The sequence below is a fragment of the Acidisoma sp. PAMC 29798 genome, assembly GCF_030252425.1.
In the GTDB taxonomy this organism is placed as follows: domain Bacteria; phylum Pseudomonadota; class Alphaproteobacteria; order Acetobacterales; family Acetobacteraceae; genus Acidisoma; species Acidisoma cladoniae.
On the sequence record NZ_CP126994.1, the window covers coordinates 3,746,101 to 3,768,771 of the forward strand.

General features: G+C 65.6%; 25 protein-coding genes. 11 read left to right on the forward strand and 14 right to left on the reverse strand.

Features of this window, described 5'->3' with window-relative positions; translation table 11 throughout:
- Positions 1–44: 44 nt before the first annotated feature.
- Positions 45–1,406, reverse strand: coding sequence for a sensor histidine kinase (locus tag QP803_RS18000; RefSeq protein WP_284944858.1), 1,362 nt, complete (start codon positions 1,404–1,406; stop codon positions 45–47).
- A 2-nt stretch (positions 1,407–1,408) separates the two neighbouring features.
- On the reverse strand, positions 1,409–2,587 hold the full coding sequence (locus QP803_RS18005) for a penicillin-binding protein activator (RefSeq protein ID WP_284944859.1): 1,179 nt from the start codon (positions 2,585–2,587) through the stop codon (positions 1,409–1,411).
- A 62-nt stretch (positions 2,588–2,649) separates the two neighbouring features.
- On the opposite strand from QP803_RS18005, the gene rsmI reads away from it, so the two are divergent.
- Entirely contained in the window at positions 2,650–3,588 is a 939-nt protein-coding gene (rsmI, locus tag QP803_RS18010; protein ID WP_284944860.1) for a 16S rRNA (cytidine(1402)-2'-O)-methyltransferase, read from the forward strand.
- An 84-nt stretch (positions 3,589–3,672) separates the two neighbouring features.
- On the opposite strand, the gene QP803_RS18015 is transcribed toward rsmI, so the two are convergent.
- The gene (locus tag QP803_RS18015; protein WP_284944861.1) at positions 3,673–4,554 is read right to left on the reverse strand and encodes an aldo/keto reductase; all 882 of its coding nucleotides are present in this window, start codon (positions 4,552–4,554) and stop codon (positions 3,673–3,675) included.
- Between the two features lie 18 nt (positions 4,555–4,572).
- Entirely contained in the window at positions 4,573–5,325 is a 753-nt protein-coding gene (locus QP803_RS18020; protein WP_284944862.1) for a 2-keto-4-pentenoate hydratase, read from the reverse strand.
- Between the two features lie 163 nt (positions 5,326–5,488).
- Between QP803_RS18020 and QP803_RS18025 the strand changes: the two genes are divergently transcribed.
- Positions 5,489–6,049: a hypothetical protein gene (locus tag QP803_RS18025; protein ID WP_284944863.1), complete on the forward strand. Its 561-nt coding sequence runs from the start codon at positions 5,489–5,491 to the stop codon at positions 6,047–6,049.
- A gap of 412 nt (positions 6,050–6,461) precedes the next feature.
- On the opposite strand, the gene QP803_RS18030 is transcribed toward QP803_RS18025, so the two are convergent.
- From QP803_RS18030 to QP803_RS18045, 4 genes are all read right to left on the reverse strand, one after another.
- Complete coding sequence (locus tag QP803_RS18030; RefSeq protein ID WP_284944864.1) at positions 6,462–7,439, reverse strand: sterol desaturase family protein; 978 nt, start codon at positions 7,437–7,439, stop codon at positions 6,462–6,464.
- A gap of 3 nt (positions 7,440–7,442) precedes the next feature.
- Complete coding sequence (locus QP803_RS18035) at positions 7,443–8,435, reverse strand: YVTN family beta-propeller repeat protein (protein WP_284944866.1); 993 nt, start codon at positions 8,433–8,435, stop codon at positions 7,443–7,445.
- Positions 8,436–8,539: 104 nt separating this feature from the next.
- Positions 8,540–9,109 (reverse strand): demethoxyubiquinone hydroxylase family protein, encoded by a 570-nt coding sequence (locus QP803_RS18040; RefSeq protein ID WP_284944867.1) that lies wholly within the window; start codon positions 9,107–9,109, stop codon positions 8,540–8,542.
- The gene (locus QP803_RS18045; RefSeq protein WP_284947952.1) at positions 9,106–9,708 is read right to left on the reverse strand and encodes a disulfide bond formation protein B; all 603 of its coding nucleotides are present in this window, start codon (positions 9,706–9,708) and stop codon (positions 9,106–9,108) included. The genes QP803_RS18040 and QP803_RS18045 overlap by 4 nt, the downstream gene beginning before the upstream one ends.
- 55 nt (positions 9,709–9,763) lie before the next feature.
- Between QP803_RS18045 and QP803_RS18050 the strand changes: the two genes are divergently transcribed.
- The 4 genes from QP803_RS18050 to QP803_RS18065 are packed head-to-tail and all read left to right on the forward strand — an operon-like array spanning position 9,764 to position 12,889.
- The gene (locus QP803_RS18050; RefSeq protein WP_284944868.1) at positions 9,764–10,342 is read left to right on the forward strand and encodes a DedA family protein; all 579 of its coding nucleotides are present in this window, start codon (positions 9,764–9,766) and stop codon (positions 10,340–10,342) included.
- Positions 10,343–10,347: 5 nt separating this feature from the next.
- A complete protein-coding gene (locus tag QP803_RS18055) occupies positions 10,348–11,454 on the forward strand; it encodes a D-alanine--D-alanine ligase (protein WP_284947953.1) in 1,107 nt (368 codons plus the stop codon).
- Positions 11,455–11,468: 14 nt separating this feature from the next.
- The gene (locus tag QP803_RS18060) at positions 11,469–12,224 is read left to right on the forward strand and encodes a TlyA family RNA methyltransferase (RefSeq protein WP_284944869.1); all 756 of its coding nucleotides are present in this window, start codon (positions 11,469–11,471) and stop codon (positions 12,222–12,224) included.
- 50 nt (positions 12,225–12,274) lie between these two features.
- On the forward strand, positions 12,275–12,889 hold the full coding sequence (locus QP803_RS18065; RefSeq protein ID WP_284944870.1) for a VUT family protein: 615 nt from the start codon (positions 12,275–12,277) through the stop codon (positions 12,887–12,889).
- Here the strand turns inward: QP803_RS18065 and QP803_RS18070 are convergent.
- The 4 genes from QP803_RS18070 to fabI form a co-directional block, all read right to left on the reverse strand.
- The gene (locus QP803_RS18070; RefSeq protein ID WP_284944871.1) at positions 12,846–13,043 is read right to left on the reverse strand and encodes a hypothetical protein; all 198 of its coding nucleotides are present in this window, start codon (positions 13,041–13,043) and stop codon (positions 12,846–12,848) included. The genes QP803_RS18065 and QP803_RS18070 overlap by 44 nt on opposite strands.
- Before the next feature lie 102 nt (positions 13,044–13,145).
- Positions 13,146–14,396: a hypothetical protein gene (locus tag QP803_RS18075; protein WP_284944872.1), complete on the reverse strand. Its 1,251-nt coding sequence runs from the start codon at positions 14,394–14,396 to the stop codon at positions 13,146–13,148.
- Between the two features lie 81 nt (positions 14,397–14,477).
- A complete protein-coding gene (gene aroC / locus QP803_RS18080; RefSeq protein WP_284944873.1) occupies positions 14,478–15,560 on the reverse strand; it encodes a chorismate synthase in 1,083 nt (360 codons plus the stop codon).
- 22 nt (positions 15,561–15,582) lie between these two features.
- On the reverse strand, positions 15,583–16,425 hold the full coding sequence (gene fabI, locus QP803_RS18085) for an enoyl-ACP reductase FabI (protein WP_284944875.1): 843 nt from the start codon (positions 16,423–16,425) through the stop codon (positions 15,583–15,585).
- A 183-nt stretch (positions 16,426–16,608) separates the two neighbouring features.
- Here fabI and pdxH point away from each other — a divergent pair, with 183 nt between their 5' ends.
- Together pdxH and QP803_RS18095 are read left to right on the forward strand one after the other, a co-directional pair.
- On the forward strand, positions 16,609–17,211 hold the full coding sequence (pdxH, locus tag QP803_RS18090; RefSeq protein ID WP_284944876.1) for a pyridoxamine 5'-phosphate oxidase: 603 nt from the start codon (positions 16,609–16,611) through the stop codon (positions 17,209–17,211).
- 54 nt (positions 17,212–17,265) lie between these two features.
- On the forward strand, positions 17,266–18,132 hold the full coding sequence (locus tag QP803_RS18095; protein ID WP_284944877.1) for a universal stress protein: 867 nt from the start codon (positions 17,266–17,268) through the stop codon (positions 18,130–18,132).
- A 74-nt stretch (positions 18,133–18,206) separates the two neighbouring features.
- Here the strand turns inward: QP803_RS18095 and QP803_RS18100 are convergent, their stop codons facing one another.
- On the reverse strand, positions 18,207–18,854 hold the full coding sequence (locus QP803_RS18100; protein WP_284944879.1) for a class I SAM-dependent methyltransferase: 648 nt from the start codon (positions 18,852–18,854) through the stop codon (positions 18,207–18,209).
- 3 nt (positions 18,855–18,857) lie between these two features.
- A complete protein-coding gene (gene ubiA / locus QP803_RS18105) occupies positions 18,858–19,757 on the reverse strand; it encodes a 4-hydroxybenzoate octaprenyltransferase (RefSeq protein ID WP_284944880.1) in 900 nt (299 codons plus the stop codon).
- On the opposite strand from ubiA, the gene QP803_RS18110 reads away from it, so the two are divergent.
- Genes QP803_RS18110 through QP803_RS18120 form a run of 3 tightly spaced genes read left to right on the forward strand, consistent with a single transcriptional unit; the run spans position 19,756 to position 22,649 of the window.
- On the forward strand, positions 19,756–20,493 hold the full coding sequence (locus tag QP803_RS18110; RefSeq protein WP_284944881.1) for a 16S rRNA (uracil(1498)-N(3))-methyltransferase: 738 nt from the start codon (positions 19,756–19,758) through the stop codon (positions 20,491–20,493). The genes ubiA and QP803_RS18110 overlap by 2 nt on opposite strands.
- 12 nt (positions 20,494–20,505) lie before the next feature.
- The gene (locus tag QP803_RS18115; RefSeq protein ID WP_284944882.1) at positions 20,506–21,867 is read left to right on the forward strand and encodes a glutamate--cysteine ligase; all 1,362 of its coding nucleotides are present in this window, start codon (positions 20,506–20,508) and stop codon (positions 21,865–21,867) included.
- Complete coding sequence (locus QP803_RS18120) at positions 21,810–22,649, forward strand: methyltransferase domain-containing protein (RefSeq protein ID WP_284944884.1); 840 nt, start codon at positions 21,810–21,812, stop codon at positions 22,647–22,649. The genes QP803_RS18115 and QP803_RS18120 overlap by 58 nt, the downstream gene beginning before the upstream one ends.
- The last annotated feature ends 22 nt before the right edge of the window (positions 22,650–22,671 follow it).

Below are 22,671 nucleotides of genomic sequence, written 5' to 3' on the forward strand. Positions count from 1 at the left end.
GAAATTGCGAGGTGCCAGATACGCTTGTGTTAGGAAGCCGGCCTTTATCGGGGCAGCCAGACCGAGAAGCGCGACCCCTGCCCTTCCTCGCTGGTGATGACGAGCTGGCCGCGATGCCGATTGACGATGTGCTTGACGATGGCGAGGCCAAGGCCGGTGCCGCCGACGGCGCGCGATCGCCCCTTATCGACGCGATAGAAGCGCTCGGTCAGGCGCGGCAGATGGGCGCGCGAAATTCCGACTCCGTCATCCCCCACCGCAATCACCACACCGGGGCGGCTCGGCCATGGCGTGCCGGAGACTTCGGCAACCGTCAGGGTGATGCAGCCGCGCTCGCGCCCGTATTTCAGGGCATTGTCCAGCAGATTGCCAACCACCTGGGTCATCTGATCCGCGTCGCCGGGAATGAGCGGAAGCTCCGGCAGGGTCAGTTCCACCCGCACGTCGCGCGCCGCGAGGCGCGGCTCGAACCCGGCCAGCGACCGCTGGACGAGTTCGCCCAGGTCAATGCGGCCCTGGGGGGTCTGATGTTCCGATAGTTCGATGCGGGACAGGCTGAGCAGATCGTCGATCAGGCGGTTCATCCGGGCGGCTTCCCGCGCCATGATTTCCAGGAACCTCTCCCGCGCCGGCGGGTCATCCCGCGCGGGCCCCTGCAGCGTCTCGACAAAGCCGATCAGGCTGGCCAAGGGCGTGCGCAGCTCATGGCTCGCATTGGCCACAAAGTCCGCGCGCATGCGCTCTACCGCGCGTTCCCGCGTGCGATCCACGAGCAGAATGGAGGCCTGGCCGTCCTGGAAAAGTCCGCGATCCATGGGCGTGACGACGGCGTGAATTTCGCGCGGAACAGGCGCCGCAAACAGCAGATCGGCGGCTTGGGGCGCGTGGGTCGCGCGCGCCCGGTCGATCGCGCCGCGCAGCAGGGGGTGGCGCAGAACGGCGGCGATATCGTCGCCCAGACTTTGTCGCGCTGCCTCATTGGCGCGCCGCACGACGCCATCGGCGCCGACCATCAGCAAGGGTTCAGGCAGCACTTCGGTAATCGCCTGCTCGGCCTGAAGGCGGCTGGTGAGGCGGGCGGTTTCCAATCGACCCGCCTCTGCCGCCTGGGAGAAGGCCAAGGCAAGACCGTCCATTTCCGGCAGGCGGGGCCGGGGCGCATCGCCCTGTTGGGTGAGCCGGGCCAACCGCTCCAGATCCTGCCGCCAGATCAGGGCGACAGCGAAAGCCGCCAGGATTTCCACGGACGCGAGACACAACACGGCATCCGCCCGCGCGGCTCCGCTCACCACAAGCACGATTTGGCCCAGAATGGGCACGGCGAGGATGAGCACCATCCACCGCGCGACGCCGGGCGGCCGGGCACCGGGCGGGCGGCCCGCCTGGCGCGGCTTATCGGACGCCAAGGTCAGCTACCGGGCGTGGCGAGCGAGGTCGGTGCAGGTTGCGCGATTTCGGCGCCGCCGGATTGAACGCGGAAGACCGCGAGGCCGCGCTTCACAGACCCATCCGGTTGCAGGGCGAGCACGCCATCGGCCCCGCTGAAGCCCTGCGGATTGGTCAGCGCGGCGGGATCGATATGACCGTTCGCCGTCGTGACCCGCGCGATGGCGGCCGCATCGAAGGCCAAGGCGTCCAGCGGCGACGGCGGCCCGCCATAGGCGGCCGAATAGCTCGACACGAAGGCGGTGGCGGCAGCCGGATCGGGCGCCGCATACAGCGCTCCACTGAACCCGGCTGCGGCGATGGCGCCGGGATTGCCTGCCCAAAGGCCGGGGCCGAGAATGAGAACCGGGCCGGGATTGACGTCGTAATAGGGCAGCAGGCTCGACAGCTCGCCAAGGCCGGCCGCCGATTCGGCGACCAGCAATGCGGTGAAGGGCGCCGGCGGCACACCCTGCCGTTCCAGCCTGGCGGCCTGTTGGCGACCGGCCGCCGTATGGGCCGTCCGCAATTGCTTGATCTGCGCATCGATCGGCCCGCGCCTGCTGGCATAATCGGACAACGAGCGCAGCGCCCCGTTCATGGAGGAGAAGCTGCCGGCGCTATAGGTCTGAATGCTCGGCGCCGCGCCACCGGCTGAGGCTTCGCGCTGAAGCGCGTCACTCATGGCCATGCCAAGCGGCGTCTCAGGCAGCAGGCCGGCGAACTGGCCGTGGCCCTCGGCCGAGGCCGCTTGGATCAGAGCATGCACCTGTTGGGCGGGCGTAATCCCGAGCGTCCACACACCGGGGCGCGCCTGTGCGGGGTCGGAGGTAAAGGCCAGGACATCGACATGAGCGGGCTGGGTGATCGGCGCGACCGCCGCCGCTTCCGGTCCCGTCAGGGGTCCGAGGATCAGGCCGGCGCCATCCGCGATCGCCTTCTGCGCGGCGGCAGCAGCCCCTTGCGGTGTGCCACCGGTATCGAGCACATCGAGCGAGGCGGCAGCTTGCGCGCCAAGACCGAGCTTGGCCGCGTTCACGATGCCTTGAGCGACATCGGCATTCGGTCCGGTCAGGGGTGCAAGCAGGGCGACGCGGCTTCCTGCTGGCGGCAGCGCGCTCGCAGCACCCACCGCTTGCGGTGCGTCCGGCACGAGTCCCATACCAGGCCCCGCCATCGGCTGCGCACAGGATGCAAGGCCGCAGAGGGTGGCGAGGAGAGTAGATGCCCGAGCAAGATGCACGCCGTGACCCTCCGTCTGGTCGTGATTCCGATGAGACTCCGGCCAGCGATGCGTGGCCGCATCTCGCGCGTTCGCCCGCGAGTCTTGTGCTGGTTTCCACACCGATCGGCAACCTCGGGGATATGACAGCCCGTGCCACCACCACGCTGGGCGCGGCCGATGTCGTGCTCTGCGAAGATAGCCGGGTGACGGCGCGGCTGTTTTCGGCTCTCGGCATTCGCGCGCGGCTCGAAAGCCTGCATGACCATAATGAGGATCAGCGGATCCCCAAGCTTCTGGCGGCGGCCCATGCCGGCCAGAAGCTCGCCTTGGTCAGCGATGCCGGCACGCCCCTGATGTCCGATCCCGGTTTTCGCCTGGTGCGGGCTTTCCTGGCCGCGGGGCTGACGGTCACCGCAATGCCCGGCCCCAATGCGGTCGTGACCGCGCTATCGCTGTCGGGCCTGCCGCCGCATCCTTATCTGTTCCTGGGCTTCGCGCCGCCGCGTGGCGCCGCGCGCCGCACGGGCTTCGCGACGCTCCGCGCCGCCGAAGTTGCGGGGCTTTCAGCCACCATGGTCTGGTACGAATCGCCCCATCGCGTCGCGGAAATGCTCGAAGACCTACGAACGGTCTTCGGCGACCGGGAGGCCGCCGTCGCGCGGGAACTGACCAAGCATTTCGAGGAAGTGCGGCGCGGCACGCTGTCCGACCTTATCGCCGGCGCCGAGGCCGATCCGCCGCGCGGCGAAATCACCGTCGTGCTCGCGCCGTCGAGCGCGGAGCAGAATGAGGTCTCGGCCGATGATCTCGACACGCGTCTGCGCGCGGCAATGGAGAAGACGAGCCTCAAGGAAGCGGTGGCGATCATCGCGGCCGAAACCGGCCTGCCGCGCCGACAGGTCTATGCGCGGGCGCTGGCTTTGGGGAAGGAGGCGTAGTCGGTGGAATGCGCTCCGCTTTTCCACCCTACCTCATGTCGTAGGGCGGAAGAGCGCAGCATATTCCGCCATCAAGGTTTGGGTTTAGGAAGCCGCCTTCCACGCCGCCTTGCCCTGCACGTCGAGCGCCGCGAAATCCTCGTCGCTGAGGGTGATGCCGGCGCCAGCCACGTTTTCCCGCAAATGGTCGGCGCTGCCCGTGCCCGGAATCGGCAACATCACCGGCGACCGCTTCAACACCCAGGCGAGCGCCACCTGGCTAGGCCCGGTGCCGAGCTTCGCAGCGATCTCACTCAGCGTCGAACCCGGCGTCGCGAGCGAACCCGCCGCCAAAGGCGCCCAGGGAATGAAGCCGATGCCGTGCTTTTCGCAATAATCCAGCACGTCCTCGCTCTTGCGATCGACCAGATTGTAGCGGTTCTGCACCGTCGTCACCGGGAAGTATTTCTGCGCCTCCTCGATCTCCGCGACAGAAACCTCACTTAGGCCGGCATGGCGGATCAACCCTTCCGTCTGCATCTGGGCGATGATGCCGAACTGCTCGGCCGCCGGCACCTTGGCGTCGATCCGATGGAGTTGCCACAGGTCGATCCGCTCCAGCTTCAGCCGCCGCAGGCTCATCAGCGCGCATTGCTTGAGGTATTCGGGCCGGCCGAGCGGCGGCCAGACGTTCGGGCCATGCCGGGTCAGCCCGCCCTTGGTCGCGATCGTGAGGCCCTTATACGGCGCCAGAACCTCGGCGATCAGATCCTCGCTGACATAGGGGCCATAGCTATCGGCGGTATCGATGAAATCCATCCCGAGTTCCGGCACCAGCGCCAGCGTGCGCTTAGCCTCCCCCACATCGGCGGGCGGGCCCCAGATGCCCTTGCCGGTGATCCGCATGGCGCCAAACCCGAGGCGCGTCACCCGCAGGTCCCCGCCGATCATGAAATCGCCCGAAGCCGACGCGTCTTGTGTCGCCATGACTGTGTTCCTTGCGGCCTATGGTGCGAACCGGAGCTGAACCGGCGCGACGCCCTGGAAAGTGACGGAAACTGAACTGCCGGGCGGGGCGGGTGTCGCACCCGTCCAGGACCCGCAGGTGACGATCTGGCCTGCCTTCAATCCGCCGGCCCAGAGGCTGCCCTCGTTCGCGAGCCAGACGATGAGGCGGATCATGTCGCCCGCAGGGTTGCCCACGCCATGCTTGGTGGGCAGCCCCTCGATCTCCTGCGTCACAGCAAAGCGCGGGAAGTCGATCTCTGTCCAGCCGGGAACGGCTGCGCCGACGATCAAGGCTCCGTGCCCTTGGTGATCTGCGATCTTGAGCAGCGGGCTCGCCGATATCGTTCCCGGCACGCGGAACTGCACCAACTCGATGACGGCATGGCAGGCGCCGATGGCAGCGATGACCTCGTCCCGGTTATAGGGCACCCCACGCGGCGGCAGATCCTGCGTCAGGGTGAAGGCAATCTCGGCCTCGATCAGACGATCGCTGAAGGACGCGGGCGCGACGGCCGGGGACGGCATGATGCCGCTGGCAGGCAGCGGCGCCGTGCTCGGCCGGCCATCGGGCCCGGCGCCGACCTTCCAGCCACCGATGGGGCCGAGCGCCTCATTCACCGCATGCTGAACGGCATAGGCCTCGGCCTCCGTGGGTGGCTCCTCCTCAGGCAGGCAGGTGATGGGATGGCCCGCAGCGCGCGCTGCACACAGCCGGGCAGCAAAACCCGCAACATCGAAGGGTTGGGTCATGCTGCGCTGCAATAAAAGTTTATGATCATTACCTTAGCCTTTTCCAACATCTTAGGACGCTTGCTCGTTAGAAGATCAGTCGTTACGCAATTTTGGAATTGCTTTCACGAGCAGCCCCGATGCATGAATGCCGAACTAAGGCAAAATCATGACCGGAGGCGCCATGTTTCCGCCATATTGTACTCTCGCGGCCCTTCTCCTGAGTGTAACGGCCATAAGGGTCGCCGAGGCTCAGGTCGTTCAACCCCCGACTACCGTGCTCAGCGGCACGATCGTCGTTCAAGGTGGTGCCGCGAAGGTGCCTGGGGATGACCTGCTCGCCGCAGTCTCGGCCGCTGCCGGCATTCCCTATAGCGCGACACCGCGTGTGGCCGGCGCGGCCACGGCGAATGAGCCGATATCGCCGCCTCTTTGCGTTCGCGCCGGCGTTGGCCTCGCTATCCCCGTGCTCAATACCCCGGTGATGACAATGGAGCACGGCATCGTCGGCTGCCCGACCGAGACGGCGGGCATGCCGTTCCTGTTGACCAAGGACCCGGATCTTCAGCCACCCCTCGGGGGGCGCGCCGGCGATTACAATTTCGGCGTGACGGTGAAGTATCGGCTGTTGCAGTTGAAGCATATGCAGCTGCTGGCAAAGGCCTCGGCCCAGGCTATTGGATATAGCCTCGATGAGCCGATCACCGGAAACAATGTGATGCTGTCGGTATCGCTGATCTTCTAGAGGCGCACGGGCGCGCTGCCGGGCATCGAAGAAATGTCATAGAACGATGGGGTTAGGTCACAGTTTCCAGTTGCGAATCGGCGAGGCCGAATGTCAGACTGCCCTTGTCATTAACAACCGAAAGGAGGTGATCCAGTGTCTCATTGTGTGATGCCGCAGGCTGCCGCGACCTCGATGATCACTGCCGGAACACCTCGGCGGGGCTGACCGTCGCTTCGGCCCATACGGCCGTCAAACAATGAAGAAGGCCCCGGTGCAAACCGGGGCCTTCTTTTGTTTCGGGGGATTGGCCGGTTGGCGGATACAGCTCCGCGTATCCCATTTTAAACCGTCATCCCCGGGCTTGACCCGGGGACCTACCCCTCGTGGCGCCTTAACGGCGTTTAGGCGCCGCAATGGGTAGGTTCGCGGATCAAGTCCGCGAATGACGCAAGGAGTTGGGACGCCGCCGACGGAACGACCGTGCAAAACGCCGAAACCCGGCCATCTGCTGCTCGACGTAATTGCCGGTATGCATCGCCTCCTCCGCCGAGGGGTCGCCCGTGCGGATGTACTCGCGCCCGAAATCGGCCGTGCCGAAGATCATGTCCCACCACGGCAAGGTCGCGCCGTAGTTGCAGCTCCGCTGGCCCGCCGCCTTGATGCTGTGATGCGCGCGATGGAAACGCGGCGAAATCAGCAGCCGCTCCCCCAACCAGCCAAAATGAATGCGCGTATTGGCGTGGCTGAAGCTTTCCAGCACCCGCACCGTCAGCACCAGCATCGGGAATTGCAGCGGCGGCACGCCGATCAGCAGCGCCACGACGCCGAACCAGATGGCGGACAGGAAGTCGTCCATCAGGTGGTTGCGGTCATCGGACCAGAAGGTCATCTGCCGCTGGGCGTGATGCAGGGAATGCAGCGTGTACCACCAGTAAAAGCGGTGAGACAGGCGATGGCGCCAATATTCCGCGAAATCCAGGATCACGAGATAGGCGAACAGCGTGACGATCGGGTGGCCCAGCAGGAAGGGCAGCGCCCGCTCGATGGTCGGCGGAATGAACCCGTGATCCGTCAGGAAGCCGTTGATCCAGGTCTGCACGAGATAGAACAGCACGAAGCTGACCAGGGGCAGCAGCCCGATGCGATTGACGAGGGTATAGAGGATGTCCGTGCCGACGCTTTCGGTCTTGCTCCACCGTTCCAGCGGCCAGAACCGCTCTGCCGGCATCGACAAAGCGAGGGTGATGAAGACCTGGGCCACGCCATACAAGGCGATCAGCGCCCAGCCATAGGAAATATCCTCCCAAGCCGACAGCCCGAGATGCCACAGCATCGGCAGCAGCAGATTGCCCTGCAGCCAGCCGGCCATGGTGTCGAAGGGATCAAGGAGGAAATCCGTGAAGCTCATGATCTATTGGGCGCTCGCCACCGAGGTTTGCCAGATCTTAGGGTCGTGGGTGTTCAGCCAGATGCCATGCGGCGACCGGCCCACCCGGATCGTTGTGTAAGTATAGGTATGCGGGTCGATGAGCGCCACGCTATGCGCCCACCGGAGCGATGCCCATATGGTGCCGTCGGGGGCGAAATCCATATCGTCCGGTCCACCGGGCATATGAAAGCTACGCAGCACAGCGAGGGTCTTCGCATCCAGCACCGTGATGTTCCCGCTCTCACGGTCGGTCACGTAAATGATCTGCCCATCCGGCGGGATGAACATGACATGGGCGCCCTTGGCCGTGGGGATCTGGCCCATGACATGGCCGGTCGCGGGATCGACCTCGGCGACATGCGCTTCCCCCATGATGCCGACCAGGAGCTGGCCATTGTGCCACAGGACGCCCGCCGGCGTATTGCCCACCGGCTGCTGCCACTTCACCTGGCCGCTCGCGGTGTCGATGGCAATCAGCTCACCCGAAACCTGGAGGCTCACGAAAACGGTGCGCGAATCAGGCGAATAGTTGATGTGGCTCGGCATGGTATGAGCGGTCACGCGATGCAGCAGTCGCATCGACGCCGCGTCATAGATGTCGATCTGGTCACGCGCGAGGCCCGCAACGGTGAGAAGCCGGCCGTCCGGGCTGAAGACGATCTGATAGGGATCGCTGACCGTGATGTGCTTCTGCACCTCGCCAGTGCGGGGATCGAGATAGAACAGCGCATTGCCGGCCGTGTCGCCGATCAGCAGCGAATGCCCGTCCGGCGTCAGCGCCATGTGATGCGGCTCACGGAAGACCGGCACTTCGCGGATGAGCTGATGGGTGTCGACGTTCAGCTCGTCGATTGAGGCGCTGTTGGAGTTGATGACGAAGGCGATCTTGAGATGGTCGGCCTGCGCCGCGCGGGGCGCCGCCGCCGCGAACGCGACCATCGCGAGAGCCGTCAGAACGCCATGGCGCACGCGCATCAACAGTCTCCGACAGGTCAAGAAGTCGGGCGAAGAAAGGGCGGCAGCGGTTTGAAAGTCAAATGAAACTTGGGGAGATCGGCCGCGCTATTGAGAGCGGGCATTCACACCTTCTCGCTGATGCGGATCGCAGCGCGGCAACCGATCTTGATGACGGCCGAGAGCAGGCGATAGGCCGGCGCCAGCTCTGCCTCATTCTCCAGCCCGATGTCGCGATGTTCCAGCTCTTCCGCGCGAAAGACCTCGATCATATCGCGTAGCGGCGCCTCATCTTCGGTCAATTCCGCCGATTGCGCGGCATAATGGGCATCGATCGTTTCCTCCACCGCGACGGTGCAGGCCATGGCGGCGCGGGTGCCCATGGCGGCCGTGACGGCCCCGAGGGCGAAACCAGCGACCTGCCAGAGCGGCAGCAGGGCGGTCGGCCGCACGCGGCGCTGGACGATGAGCTTGGAGAAGCTGTCGAGATGCACCTGCTCCTGCGCCGCCATGTGGCGAAGGATATCGCCCTTCGGACCGCGGCCCAGCACGGCGAGCTGGCCGGCATAGATCTGCTTGGCCCCGAATTCACCGGCATGATCGACCCGGATCATCTGCGCCACCGTCTCCCGCGGCGTCGTGTCACCTGGCAGAGGACCCGTCTGGTCCAAACCCATCTCTTCGAGGTCGGTCATGTGCGTGCCCTGCCTGTGGTCATCCCTAAATAGGCGGTGAGAAGCGCGGCGCCCACTGCCGCCAAGATCAAATCCATGGTCGCGAAAGAAATCGGCAGCCAGGGAATGAGGTAATTCGGGGCATCGCACGGCTTGGACGGTGTCATCGGCATGCTGGCAATCAGATTGGCGACGCTGGTCGCCCGCAGATTGGGCGCATTGCATTCCGGCAGCGGGCTCGGCCACCAATGATGCTCGACGCCGACATGCAACAAGGCCAGGCCCATGGCGCAGACGAAGACCAGGGCCGCGAGCCACAACACAACCCGCCGCGCGACCGCGGGCAGGAACAGGCCGATCGCGCCGAGTAGGATCAGAGCGCGATAGGGCCAACGCTCCCAAAAGCACAGCGGACAGGGCGCCATGCCGAGGAAATGCTCGGCGCCCAGCGCCACGCAAAGCGCGCCGATGCCCGTGAGCAGGACGAGGAAAACCGTCAGGCGATCCGGGGCACTTCGCATGGCGCCGTTATTGTCCGCCGTGACGCGATCGCCAAGCCCCCCGCGCGATGCACAGCGCGGTGCGGTCAGCCTCCCATAAACCGCTTGGATTTGTGGCACTTTCAAGCGATATCCTGGCGTGATACGCGTTTGGTCGATGTACAATATCTAATCGATGGCCACTCTCATCCTCCTGCTGACGGCGGCACTGCGACACCCCGTCATGCAGGCCCTTTCGGTCATCGGTGGCACCTTCATTCTGGAGGACGCTGCAACCGTGATCACGGCGATGCAAGTGCAGACCGGCGCAATTCCGATCGAGATCGGCCTCGGCGCGCTCTATGCCGGCATCGTCCTGGGCGATCTTGGCCTCTATGGCATGGGCAGGCTCGCGGCCCTGGTGCCTTGGATGGAGCGCTATATTCCGGCACGCCGGCGCGATATGGGCCGCGATTGGCTGAATGGCCGTCTGGTCCGCGTGATTCTCGCCAGCCGCTTCTTGCCTGGCCTGCGTCTCCCCACCTATACGACCTGCGGGTTCCTGAAGACGTCGTTTCTGATCTTTGCCGCGACGGCGATTTTCGGCACCCTGATCTGGACCAGCCTGCTATTCGGAATCTCGATGAAGCTGGGCCATTATATCATCGCGTATCTCGGCGCCTGGCGCTGGGCCGGCATTGCCATGTTCTGCCTCGTCCTTCTGGGAATGAGCAGGCTCGTTGCCAGGCAGTTGAGAGGAAAAGAGATCACGTGAGCGACATGCAGGCGTCTTCCTCGGCCTTCACCCGCGTCAGAAAGCCGGAATCGCACAAGCGGCTGACGTCCTTTTTCGAGTTTTGGCCTGGCTGGCTCTTCTACACGCCGATCGTGTTGCAATGGATTGGTCTCGGCATCCGCTATGGCAACCCGATCCTGGCGACCGCCGCGAATCCCGGCATTGAGGCAGGCGGCCTTTGCGGCGAATCCAAGCAATCCATCCTGGACCAGATCAGCGGGCCGGAGCGGGTTTGGGTCGCGCCCTATACCGTCTGTACCAGCGGGGCCTTCCCCGAGTCGGACGATCTCGGCATTGCCGAAGCGGCGATGACGGGCGCAGGCCTCACCTTCCCCGTCGTCGTCAAGCCGGATGTCGGCTGCAACGGCACCGGCGTCTGCCTGGTCGATAGCCGCGCCGACCTCGCCCGCTATCTGGGCGCCTTCCCCCGCCTCACCCGCTACATGCTGCAAACCCTCATTCCGCATGAGGGCGAGGCCGGCATCTTCTATATCCGCCGCCCGGGTGAGAAGACCGGCAAGATCACCTCCGTCACGCTCAAATCCTCTCCTGTCGTCACCGGCGACGGTCGCTCCACCTTGCGCGACCTGGTGATGGCCGATCCGCGCTGCGCCCAGGTGCCGCATCTCTATCTGCCGCGCCTCGCCGCCCGCTTGCATGAAATCCCCGCCCCAGGTGAGCGCGTGAAGCTGGTCTTCGTGGGCAACCACTGCAAAGGCTCCACCTTCCGCAACGGCGCCAATCTCGTCACCCGCGAACTCACGGCGCGGATCGACGCCATCGCCCGGTCGATCCCCGATTTCCACTTCGGCCGCTTCGACATTCGCTACGAATCCTCCGGCGCACTTCGCACCGGGGAGGAGTTCAGCATCATCGAAATCAACGGCGTCGGCTCCGAGGCGACCCATATCTGGGACCCCGAGACCACGCTGTCGGAAGCCTATAGCGCCCAGTTCTTCCATTACCGGGCGGCCTTTGAAATCGGCGCCGCGAACCGCGCGCGCGGCCATCGCGCGACCAAGCTGTTCGATCTGCTTGGGTTGTGGCGCAAGCAGAAGCGCCTGATGGCCTCCTATCCCGTCAACGACTGACGGGATCACGCAGAATGGCCGCCGCCCCGAAAGCGAAGCGGGTGCGGGCGGACCAGTTGCTGCTGGACCGCGGCCTCGTTGAAAGCATCGCCCGCGCCCAGGCCGTCATCATGGCCGGGCAGGCCTTTCAGGACACCCGACGGCTGGACAAGGCCGGTGAGCTGATCCGTGACGATGCCGCCCTCACGCTGAAGGGCCAGGATCACCCCTGGGTCTCGCGCGGCGGCGTCAAAATCGCGCACGGCCTGTCCGTCTTCGGCTTCTCCCCCGACCAGCGCGTCTGCCTCGATATCGGCGCCTCCACCGGCGGCTTTACCGATGTCCTGCTCCATCACGGCGCCAATCGCGTCTATGCCATCGATGTCGGCCATGGCCAGCTCGCCTGGAAGCTGCGCAGCGACCCCCGCGTCATCGTGCGGGAGCGGACGAATGCGCGGACACTGACGGCGGAGCAATTGCCCGAAAGCCCCGGCGCCCTGGTTTGCGACGCAAGCTTCATCGGCCTCCGGGCTGTGCTGCCGGCAGCACTCGGCCTCTGCGCCCCCGGCGCCTGGGCCATCGCGCTCATCAAGCCGCAGTTCGAGGCGTCACCGGCAGATGTCGGCGCCCGTGGCGTAGTGCGGGACGAAGCTGTGCGGACGGAGGTCTGCGCCATGATCCATGCCTGGTGGAGCGCCCTGCCCGGCTGGCGTGTGGTGGGGATCAGCGAAAGCCCGATCACCGGCCCTGAGGGCAATCATGAATACCTGATCGGTGCCATACGGGATTGATTCTCCCGCCCCGGCACCGCACAAGCCGGCCTCGGCCAGGGAGATCACACATGCGGCGTCTTATCATTCCGGCGATTGCGATGGTCGTGGTCATCACGGTCTCGAATCTCGCCGTGCAGCATCCGTTCACGCCCTGGGGCCTCGGCGATATCCTGACCTGGGGGTCCTTCACCTACCCCTTCGCCTTTCTGGTCAATGACCTGACGAACCGCACCCATGGCCCGCGCGTCGCGCGCCAGGCCATTCTGGTCGGCTTCGCCGCCGGTGTGATCTGCTCGGCCCTGCTCGGGCCCGTGCGGATCGCCGTCGCTTCGGGCAGTGCCTTCCTGCTCGGCCAGATCCTGGATGTGTTGGTCTTCAGCCGCTTGCGCCGGATGGCGTGGTGGCGCGCACCGCTGGCTGCCTCGATCCTGGGATCGGCGCTGGATACGGTGATCTTCTTTTCCCTCGCCTTCGCGGCGGTCTTCGTGTTCCTCGGCCCCAATCTCGACTTCGCGCTCCAGCCCACGTCGCTGCTCGGGTCCGCGATCCTGGCGCCGCGCTGGATGTCCTGGGCGGGCGGCGACTTTGGGGTGAAGGTCTTCTGCGCCCTCTGCCTGCTCGTGCCTTACAGGGCGCTTGTCAGGCGGCTGCCCGCCTATCAGCAGGCGCCAACGGCCGCCTGAGCACCGCGCGCTCGGGCTTCAGAACAGGCTGGGGCGCCGTTTCTGCGATTTCGGCGAGCAGCGACCAGACGCGATGCGGTTCGAGCACGGCGGTCGGATCATTCAGCATCCGATCGACTTCGTTCATCTGCCACGTCGCTGCCGTCTTACCCATAGCCGCCCTCGTTTACTGCCGAGCGCTCGTGACAGCGCGATGACACGCAACGGATATGGAGGCTGTGGGCGGCGTCTTCCAGATGCTCTCCGCCCGTAAGGCTTAGAGAGACGACAGAATGGCCGGCGCCAGGGCGGCGATCTTGGCTGCCGGATGCGCCGGATTGCGGAAGCGAAGCTCCCCCTCCTCGACCGCATCGGGGCCGGCGAGGCCGAACATTTCCATCCGGCTATAGCAAGTCACGGCCACCACCGGTGCCGCCGCGTCACAGGTCATGAAATGCCGCGCGGCACCCTCAAGCTCCAGACTTTCGCGCAAGCCCCGCCACTCGCTGCGATCGATATCGTCGAGGAACAGCGACAGGATCGCGGGTCGCGTGCCGGATAGCCGTTGAGGCAGACCATCCAACTCGCGGCGAATGAAGGCGGCGACATCGTTGCGGCGGCCGGCGCGTGCCGCCATGGCCCAAACGCCATCGGTGCAGGCGGAGACGGAGAGATGCGCCTCCGGCCCGAATTCCCGCCGCAGGCGTGGCATCAGCCCTTCTTCCGTCAGGCTCACGCCCGAAAAGACCAGCGGCTCAATACGCAACACGCAATCGCCGTCTTGATCCAGGCGGGCGCCGCTCTCTAGCATCGCCGACACGCGGTTCTGCAGGCTCTCCAGCATCGGCGTTTCATGATTGGGCAGGCCCCGCGACAGCGTCATCTTGAGCAGGTAGCGGCCCGGATGGCTGTGGAGCCAAGCCTTCATCTGCGTCTCGATCCGGTCGCAGAACTGCGCCCAGGCATGGCGGTGCAGATCCCGCCCCGCCTCGGCCGAAATCGCGTCACAGACGCATTCGGCCTCCACATCGTCACGGCTGAGCAGGTAGTCGTAGGCCGTGCCTTGCTCCAAGCCGGTGAAGATCACGGTAAAGCCGCGTGCCTGATGAAGCGCCGCCGTGCGGATCAGATGAAACACGCCGACCAGTGAGCCATCGCCCTGGAGGGCGTCGCGCAAGCGCTGGCGCAAGCGGTCCAACCCGTCATCGCTGAGGCGATGGGTGACGTCCAGAGCGGCACTGACGATGTCCTGCAGTCGCTGTTCGGCGACGGAAGCCACAGCGGGTGTGCCGATCTTTGCCGGTACACGGCCGCGCATCCGCTCCAAGGCCAGTTCCAGAGCATGACGCTGGCGCACAACGCCGCCGCAGCGGTTGGACATCGCGGCCCGCGTCTCGATCTCGGCGAGGCGCGTCGCCCAGACCTCCTCACCGATGAACAGCACGAGCTGATCGATCGGCGACAGTGCCTTCAGGGGAAGGTCACGGCCGGTCTGTGTCATGCTTTCGGCTGATAGTGTGCGGGTCATGGGTCACGCATACGCGATGATGTTCAAGAAGCTCAATCTACCGTGAGTTCACAGAAACGTGAGAAACAGGCAGAACCTCGGTTAGCGATCGGCAGGATTTTGCGCGCGTTGACGCAGCAAATGGTCGGCGAGCACGCAGGCCATCATCGCCTCACCCACCGGCACCGCCCGAATGCCAACGCAGGGGTCATGCCGGCCTTGGGTCGAGACCTCGGTCTCCTGCCCGTCCTCATCGACCGACCGCCGGGGCGTGAGGATGGAACTGGTCGGCTTGACCGCGAAACGCGCGACGATCGGCTGGCCGGAGGAGATGCCACCCAGGATGCCGCCGGCATGGTTGGACAGGAATTCGATCTGCCCATCCGGCCCGATGCGCATCTCATCCGCATTATCCTCCCCGCGCAGGCCGGCGGCGGCAAAGCCTTCCCCGATCTCGACCGCCTTGACGGCATTGATGCTCATCAACGCCGCCGCGATCTCGGCATCGAGCTTGGCGTAAATCGGCGCGCCGAGGCCGGCCGGCACGCCCTCGGCGGTGATTTCCAGCAGCGCACCGATAGAGGAGCCTTGCTTGCGAATCTCGGTCAGCTCGCGCTCCCAGGCCACGGCGGCAACGGGGTCGGGGCAGAAGAAGTCATTGGCCTCGACCGCATCCCAATCCCAAAGGGCGGGGTCGATCGTATGCGCGCCCATGGCGACCATGGCGCCGCGAATCCGCACGCCCTCCCCCAGCACCTTACGGGCAACGGCACCGGCAGCGACGCGCATCGCGGTTTCCCGCGCGGAGGAGCGGCCACCCCCGCGATAGTCGCGGATGCCGTATTTCAACTGATAGGTGAGGTCGGCATGGCCGGGGCGGAAGCTGCGGGCAATATTGCCGTAATCCTTAGACCGCTGATCGACATTCTCGATTATCAGGGCGATCGGCGTGCCTGTCGTCAGCCCCTCGAACACGCCAGACAGAATGCGGACCTGATCCGGCTCCTGACGCTGGGTCGTGAAACGCGACTGGCCGGGCCGCCGGCGATCGAGATAGGGCTGGATATCCGCCTCAGACAGGGGAATGCGCGGCGGGCAGCCATCGACCACGCAGCCGATCGCCGGCCCATGGCTCTCACCCCAGGTCGTGACGCGGAACAGGTGCCCGAAGGTATTGTGCGACACGGCCCTCTACCCGGCTGGCCCGTCAGCCGATGACGGTGGCGATATCGGGCGCCAGCGGATTCTTCATGCCGACGACATGGTAGCCGCAATCGACATGATGCACTTCGCCAGTGACGCCGGCCGAGAGATCGGACAGCAGATAGAGGCCCGAGCCGCCGACCTCCTCGGTGCTGACATTGCGGCCGAGCGGCGCGTTCAGCTCGTTCCACTTCAGGATATAGCGGAAGTCGCCGATGCCGCTGGCGGCGAGGGTCTTTATCGGCCCGGCGCTGATGGCGTTGACGCGAATGTTCCGCTCACCCAGATCGGCCGCGAGGTAGCGGACGGAGGCTTCCAGCGCCGCCTTGGCCACGCCCATGACGTTGTAATGCGGCATCACCCGCTCGGCGCCGAGATAGGTGAGCGTCAGTAGGGAGCCACCATCGTTCATCATGCGCGCGGCGCGCTGGGACACGGCGACGAAGCTGTAGCAGGAGATATCGAGCGCCTGGAGGAAGGCGGCGCGCGGCGTGTCGAGGTAACGGCCGCGCAGATAGGCCTTGTCCGCCCAGCCGATGGCATGGACCAGGAAGTCGATCTTGCCCCAGACCTTCTCAACTTCCGCGAAAGCCTCATCGATGCTGGCTTCCTCGCCGACATCGCAGGGCAGAACGAGGTCGGAGCCGACGCTCGCGGCCAGCGGCCGGACACGCTTTTCCAGCGCCTCGCCCTGATAGGTGAAGGCGATCTCGGCGCCCTGGGCGGCGCAGGCGGCGGCGATTCCCCAGGCGATGGAACGGTCATTGGCAACGCCCATGACGACGCCGCGCTTGCCGGCCATCAGCGACCCTTTGATGGGGAACACGGCTGAGGCATCGAATGACATGCTGGACCTCTATCGAATTAGAAAGACAAGACGGGCGAATTAGAAAGACAATGCGGCGTCCTGGCACAGGCAGCACCCGAACGACAAGTGTCGGTCGATACCCGGCTGTGCGCCACCCCATCTTGGCCGACGCCGTTTCGAAGCCCAGATTGACGTTGGTTCTTCACAAAGCTGGATGCACCAATGACTCTCCCGACACCGGCCAAGGCCGAACCTTTTGATCTTCTTGCCGCCTGGCTGGCGGATGCAAGAAAAACGGAACTGAACGATCCCAATGCGATGACCCTGGCGACGGTGGGGCCGGATGGCGAACCGGACGCGCGGATCGTGCTGCTCAAGGGGCAGGATGATCGTGGCCTCGTGTTCTACACCAATTACCAGAGCCGGAAAGGTGAGGATCTGGCGGCCGACCCGCGCGCCGCCCTGGTATTTCATTGGAAGACGCTTCAGCGACAGGTCCGCGTTCGCGGAACGGTGGAAAAAGTGACGCCCGAGGAAGCCGACGCCTATTTCGCCGGTCGCCCGCGCCTGTCCAAAATCGGCGCCTGGGCGTCCGACCAGTCTCGCCCCCTGGCGAACCGCTCGGTTCTGGAAACCAGGCTGGCGGAAGCCGAGGCTCGCTTCCCGACCGATGACGTCGCGCGGCCGCCGCATTGGTCGGGCTACCGGGTGCTGCCGGATCGCTTCGAGTTCTGGCGGGACATGCCGTATCGCCTGCATGACCGGCTGATTTACACGCGTGCGACGCCCCAGGATGACTGGATGACGGAGCGGCTCTTCCCTTAAGCGCGCCCGTGCTACAATAGTCGCGATCCCAAGATCAGGACGGACATCAGAATAATGGCGATCCGCAAGCTCATCCTGCTGCTGAACGAGACCGCCGCCGGAAAGGCTGCTCTCGACACGGCACTCGATTCGGCCCGGTTGTGGAACGCCCATCTGCTGGTGCTGCATGTGCGGATCGACGCGCGTGACGTCGCGCCGCTGGCGGGCGAAGGCCTGTCCGGTGCGATGATCGAAGACATGATGGTCGCGACCGAGAAAGAGAGCGCCGGCCGCGCGCATGACGTGCGGCTGCTATTCCAACAGGCTGTGGCGCAGCATGGCGTGGTGGTGGGGGAGCCGCGTGTCGGTGGAGAGCACGCCACCGCGACCTTCGTCTCCGTCGCCGGGCGGGAGGAGGAGATCCTCGCCCAGCAGGCGCGCCTGACGGATCTCGCCGTCATTCCCCATCCCGAAGCGGGTCAGGACGTGTCTTCCTCGGATGCGCTGCACGCGGTGCTGTTCGATTCCGGGCGGCCCGTGCTGCTGTCGCCTGCCGTCGCCCCGAAGACCATCGGCACGCGCGTTTGCGTCGGCTGGAATGGCACAGCGGAATCGGCCGCCGCCGTTCAAGCCGCGATGCCCTGGATGAAGCGCGCCGAAGTCGTTCGCATTCTGACGGCCGAGGATTATCAGCGTCGCGGGCCGGAGGCGCCGGATCTGGCCGCATACCTCGCGCTGCATGATATTCACGCCGAAATCGCGACCTTCCGACCGATCGACAAATCCGTGGGTGCCGGCTTGCTGGGCGCGGCGCGGGAGTTCGGCGCCGATCTGCTGTCGATGGGCGCCTATTCCCAATCCCGCCTGCGCCAGCTCATCCTCGGCGGCGTCACCCGCCATGTGTTGGAGAACGCCGACCTTCCCGTTCTCATGAACCGGTAAGGTCGTAGGGTGGATAAGCGCAGCGTCATCCACCAATCCCCGCGTCACGGCGGATGACGCTCCGCTTATCCGCCCTAAGATAACGACGACAGCCGGTAAATCGTCACCGGCCGCGTGAGCGTATTCTCAAGCTCGAGCGTCGTCGGCACGGTCATGGCGGCGATCACCTCCATGCCCTCGCGGGGTAAATAGGCCCGGCCCGGATCGGCGATCCAGACCTCGGCCCCCGCCGCCACCATGGCCCGCAGCCAGGGCAGGATATGGCCGGTCATCGGCGCCTCGTAACATACATCGCCGCACAGGATGAGATCCCAGCGGCAGGCATCCCCCACCACGTCCCGCGTCTCGGCGAGAACCTCCACGCCATTGCTGCGCGCATTCAGCCGCGTCGCCGCGATGGCCAGCGGATCGATCTCCGCTGCCTCGACCGAGGCGGCGCCAGCTTGGACGCAGGCAATGGCAGCAAGGCCGCAGCCGGCCGCGAAGTCGAGCACGCGCTTGCCGGCGACCAGCTCGGGCCGATCCAGCACGACCCGCGCTAAAGCCTGGCTGCCGGGCCAGGCGAAGGCCCAGAACGGCGGCTCGATGCCCGTCTCCACCAGCCAGCCCTCGGTCGCCTGCCAGATCGGCGTAATTTCGGACGCAAGGTGAAGCGCAATCTCCGGCACGATGGCGGCAAAGCCGGGCCGGGTATGCAGGCGCAGGAAGGCCTCCGTGTCCAAGGCTCAGATCCGCCCGGCGACGAAGGCGATGGCCACCGCGAGGCCGACGAACTTGTTGGTCTTGAACAAAGCCAGACACAGCGCCGGATCGTTGACGTCGAGGCGCCAGACCTGGTGGGCAAGCAAACCCGCCGGCGCGGTCAGCAGGACCAGGAACCAAGGCGACTGGTGGGCCCAAAACCCGGCGACCGCCAGCAGGACCACCGTCAGCGCATAGCAAACACACAGGAAGGGTTTCGAGCTTTCCGCGAACAGCCGTGCGGTGGAACGGACACCGACCAGCGCATCATCCTCCCGGTCTTGATGCGCATAAATCGTGTCGTAGCCGAGGATCCAGAAAAAGACGGCGCCATAGAGGGCGAGCGCGCAGAGGTCGAAATGGCCGGTGACGGCGACGTAGCCGAGTGGCGCACCGAAGCCGAAGGTGATGCCGAGCATCGCCTGCGGCCACCAAGTCACCCGCTTGGCCGCCGGATACAGCGCCACCAGGATCAACGAGCAGGCGCCAAGAATCTGCGCGGCGCGGTTCAGGCTCAGCAGCACGGCGAGCCCGGCCAGAAGCAGCAAGGCCAGGAAGACCGCCGCCTGCTTCATCGATAAAGCGCCCGAGGCCAGCGGCCGCCCAGCGGTGCGCGCGACCATGCGGTCGATCTTGCGGTCCCACATATCGTTGACGACACAGCCAGCGCTGCGCATCACCAGCGACCCGATGGCGAATAGCAGGATCAGCCGGATCGTCTGCGGCCAGGGCGCACGCGGCAGCAGGATGCTCCATAGCCCGGGCAGGAACAGCAGCCACGCGCCGATAGGTCGATCCAAGCGCGCAAGGATGGCGTAGGGAGCGATGAAGTGGGGGAGCTTGCCGACCCACCCCTCACGATCGATATCCGTGTGCGCTGTCATGACCTCTCATTCCCCTTCGCCCGATCCCGGGTCAATCCGCATCCACGTCTCCGCCCACCTCGGCGACGGCGTCGCGACGCTATTGGGCGCGGATCAGGCCCGCTATCTCGGCACCGTCATGCGCCAGAAGCCGGGCGACCATCTGCGCGTCTTCAACGGCCGGGACGGCGAATGGCGCGCGCGCATCACTGAGATCGGCAAGCGCGGCGCGGTGCTGGAAGCCGAAACCTTGCTCCGCGCGCAGGACCCCGAGCCGGACCTTTGGCTGCTGCTGTCGGTCATCAAGCGCGAGGCCCTGGAATGGGCGATCGAAAAGGCGACGGAACTCGGCGTCTCAGAAATTCATCCCATTATTACCGCCCGCAGCCAGCCCGCGCGGCCCAATCCCGAACGGTTGATGGCGATCGCCATCGAAGCCGCCGAGCAATGCGAGCGCCTGACCGTGCCGGTGATCCACGCGCCGCGCCCGCTGGCGGCGGCGCTCGCTGGCTGGGCCGCCACACGGAGTCTTGTTGCCGCTATCGAGCGCGGGAATGACGCACCGCCCCCGATCGCGCAGGGGCCAACCGCCCTGCTCATCGGGCCGGAAGGTGGCTTCGATCCTCGGGAGCTTGACGCCATGCGTCGGCTTCCCTTTCTTGTGCCGGCGTCACTCGGGTCCCGCATTCTTCGGGCAGAGACCGCTGCCCTCGTGGGCCTTGCCTTGTTGCAACGCCCTAGACCTGATCACGCTTGAGCGGAACAGCCGATGTCCAACCCCGGCGAGGGTGACCTCACCCCGATTACCACCGTCCGCCAGCTTGCGGACTACCTGGCGGCCGGCGCCAAACCGCCGGAACGGTTCCGCATCGGCACGGAGCATGAGAAGTTCGGCTTTCGGCACAGTGACCTCACGCCGCCGCCCTATGAGCCCGGTGGCATCCGCGCCATGCTGGAAGGCATTGCGCCGCATGGCTGGACGCCAATCCTGGATCAGGAGAAGCCGATCGGCCTGAGCAAGTCCGGCGCCTCCATCTCGCTGGAGCCGGCTGGGCAGTTCGAGCTTTCGGGCGGCCTGTGTCGGACGCTGCATGAGACGCAAGCCGAGTTGGACGCCCATCTCGCCGAAATTCGACCCGTCGCCGAAAGGCTTGGACTCGGCTTCGCGCCGCTCGGCTTCCATCCCCTGGCCCGACGGGAGGACATGCCCTGGATGCCCAAGGGCCGCTACAGCATCATGGAACGCTATATGCCGAAGGTCGGCAGCCGTGGCCTGGACATGATGACGCGCACCTGCACGGTGCAAGTGAACCTCGATTTCGCCTCCGAGGCGGATATGGTGCGCAAGCTGCGCGTCAGTCTCGCGCTCCAGCCTTTCGCGACGGCGCTCTTCGCCAGTTCGCCTTTCTACGAGGGCAAGCCGAACGGGCTGATGTCGAACCGCGCTCAGGTCTGGACCGATACTGACAACGCGCGCTCCGGCATTCCCACCGCCGTCTTCGAGCGGGGTTTCGGCTTCGAGCGCTTCGCCGACTACGTCCTCGATGTGCCGATGTATTTCGTCTATCGCGAGGGCCGCTATATCGATGTCTCCGGCGCGTCCTTCCGGGACTTCATGGCTGGCAGACTTAAGGGTTTCGAGGGTCAGCAGCCGACGATGGGCGATTTCGCCGATCACATCACAACGGTCTTCACCGATGTCCGTCTCAAGCGCTTCCTGGAGATGCGCGGCGCTGATGCCGGCAACCCAGCGATGATGACGGCGCTGTCCGCCTTCTGGGTCGGACTTCTGTATGACGATGCGGCGCTCGCGGCCGCAGAGGCGCTGGTCGCGGATCTTGGCGCCGAGGCGCTGATGGCGCTGCGTGCCGCCGTGCCCAAGCAGGGGCTCGACGCCATCTGGCGCCACGGCCATTTACGCGATCTGGTTGCGCCCCTGGTCGAGATCGCGACGGACGGCCTTACGGCGCGTGGCTTGAAGAACGCGGCCGGGGAAGACGAAGGCATTTATCTGGAGCCGCTGCGCGAAATCGCTGCCGGCGGCCCAACCCAGGCCGAGCATTGGCTCGCCCGATGGCATGGCGACTGGTCCGGCGACACCCGGCGGATTTTCGCGGAAGCCGCAGTCTGACAGACGGGTCGCAGATCTTCGACCGCGCGGCGGTTCGCCGCCATCGGGACCGTGCGGTCACGACCGTATCGGCGGTCGCGCCGATCCTGGATGACGTCGCGGACCGGCTGCTGGACCGCCTCGCGGATACCACGCGCCGTTTCACTCACGCGCTGGACTTGGGCGGGCGTGGCATCATCGCCCCCCGCCTGCGGGCCTTGGGCATCGCGACCGTCGCGATGGATCTCTCGGAGAAGATGGCGGCCCTGAGCGGTGCGCCCTATCTGGTGGCGGATGAGGAGTTGCTGCCCTTCGGGGAAAACAGCTTCGATCTCGTGGTCGCCAATCTGTCGCTGCATTGGGTGAACGATCTACCTGGCGCGCTGATCCAGCTTCGCCGTGCCTTGCGGCCGGAGGGTCTATTGCTTGCCAGCATGCCTCTGCTCGGCACGCTCGACGAAGCGCGGCGGGCCTTGACGGAGACGGAGACAGAGCTGCGCGGTGGCATCAGCCCGCGCATTTCGCCCTTCCCCGAGCTGCGGGACTGCGCCGGATTGCTGCAACGGGCGGGCTTCACCCTGCCAGTGGCGGATTTCGAGGATATCGACCTGCTTTATGCCAATCCCCTGGGCCTGCTGCGGGATCTTCAGGCGGCGGGCGAGCGCAACGCCATTCGCGAACGCAGCCGCGCCGTGCCGCCGCGCGCGTTATTCCCGATGGCGCTGATGAAACTGCCGGTCACGCCGGAAGGCCGCTTCCGGACCACCTTGCGGCTCGGCATCATGACGGGCTGGGCGCCCTAGCGGTGGATGGGGTTAAACCGGG

Coding starts and splice junctions, on each gene's coding strand:
- QP803_RS18005 (WP_284944859.1), bottom strand. CDS start 2,587: ATGGGACTCGTGCCGGACGCACCGCAAGCGGTGGGTGCTGCGAGCGCG.
- rsmI (WP_284944860.1), top strand. CDS start 2,650: ATGCCCGAGCAAGATGCACGCCGTGACCCTCCGTCTGGTCGTGATTCC.
- QP803_RS18015 (WP_284944861.1), bottom strand. CDS start 4,554: ATGGCGACACAAGACGCGTCGGCTTCGGGCGATTTCATGATCGGCGGG.
- QP803_RS18020 (WP_284944862.1), bottom strand. CDS start 5,325: ATGACCCAACCCTTCGATGTTGCGGGTTTTGCTGCCCGGCTGTGTGCA.
- QP803_RS18025 (WP_284944863.1), top strand. CDS start 5,489: ATGTTTCCGCCATATTGTACTCTCGCGGCCCTTCTCCTGAGTGTAACG.
- QP803_RS18030 (WP_284944864.1), bottom strand. CDS start 7,439: ATGAGCTTCACGGATTTCCTCCTTGATCCCTTCGACACCATGGCCGGC.
- QP803_RS18035 (WP_284944866.1), bottom strand. CDS start 8,435: ATGCGCGTGCGCCATGGCGTTCTGACGGCTCTCGCGATGGTCGCGTTC.
- QP803_RS18040 (WP_284944867.1), bottom strand. CDS start 9,109: ATGACCGACCTCGAAGAGATGGGTTTGGACCAGACGGGTCCTCTGCCA.
- QP803_RS18050 (WP_284944868.1), top strand. CDS start 9,764: ATGGCCACTCTCATCCTCCTGCTGACGGCGGCACTGCGACACCCCGTC.
- QP803_RS18055 (WP_284947953.1), top strand. CDS start 10,348: ATGCAGGCGTCTTCCTCGGCCTTCACCCGCGTCAGAAAGCCGGAATCG.
- QP803_RS18060 (WP_284944869.1), top strand. CDS start 11,469: ATGGCCGCCGCCCCGAAAGCGAAGCGGGTGCGGGCGGACCAGTTGCTG.
- QP803_RS18065 (WP_284944870.1), top strand. CDS start 12,275: ATGCGGCGTCTTATCATTCCGGCGATTGCGATGGTCGTGGTCATCACG.
- QP803_RS18070 (WP_284944871.1), bottom strand. CDS start 13,043: ATGGGTAAGACGGCAGCGACGTGGCAGATGAACGAAGTCGATCGGATG.
- QP803_RS18075 (WP_284944872.1), bottom strand. CDS start 14,396: ATGACCCGCACACTATCAGCCGAAAGCATGACACAGACCGGCCGTGAC.
- fabI (WP_284944875.1), bottom strand. CDS start 16,425: ATGTCATTCGATGCCTCAGCCGTGTTCCCCATCAAAGGGTCGCTGATG.
- pdxH (WP_284944876.1), top strand. CDS start 16,609: ATGACTCTCCCGACACCGGCCAAGGCCGAACCTTTTGATCTTCTTGCC.
- QP803_RS18095 (WP_284944877.1), top strand. CDS start 17,266: ATGGCGATCCGCAAGCTCATCCTGCTGCTGAACGAGACCGCCGCCGGA.
- QP803_RS18110 (WP_284944881.1), top strand. CDS start 19,756: ATGACCTCTCATTCCCCTTCGCCCGATCCCGGGTCAATCCGCATCCAC.
- ubiA (WP_284944880.1), bottom strand. CDS start 19,757: ATGACAGCGCACACGGATATCGATCGTGAGGGGTGGGTCGGCAAGCTC.
- QP803_RS18115 (WP_284944882.1), top strand. CDS start 20,506: ATGTCCAACCCCGGCGAGGGTGACCTCACCCCGATTACCACCGTCCGC.
- QP803_RS18120 (WP_284944884.1), top strand. CDS start 21,810: ATGGCATGGCGACTGGTCCGGCGACACCCGGCGGATTTTCGCGGAAGC.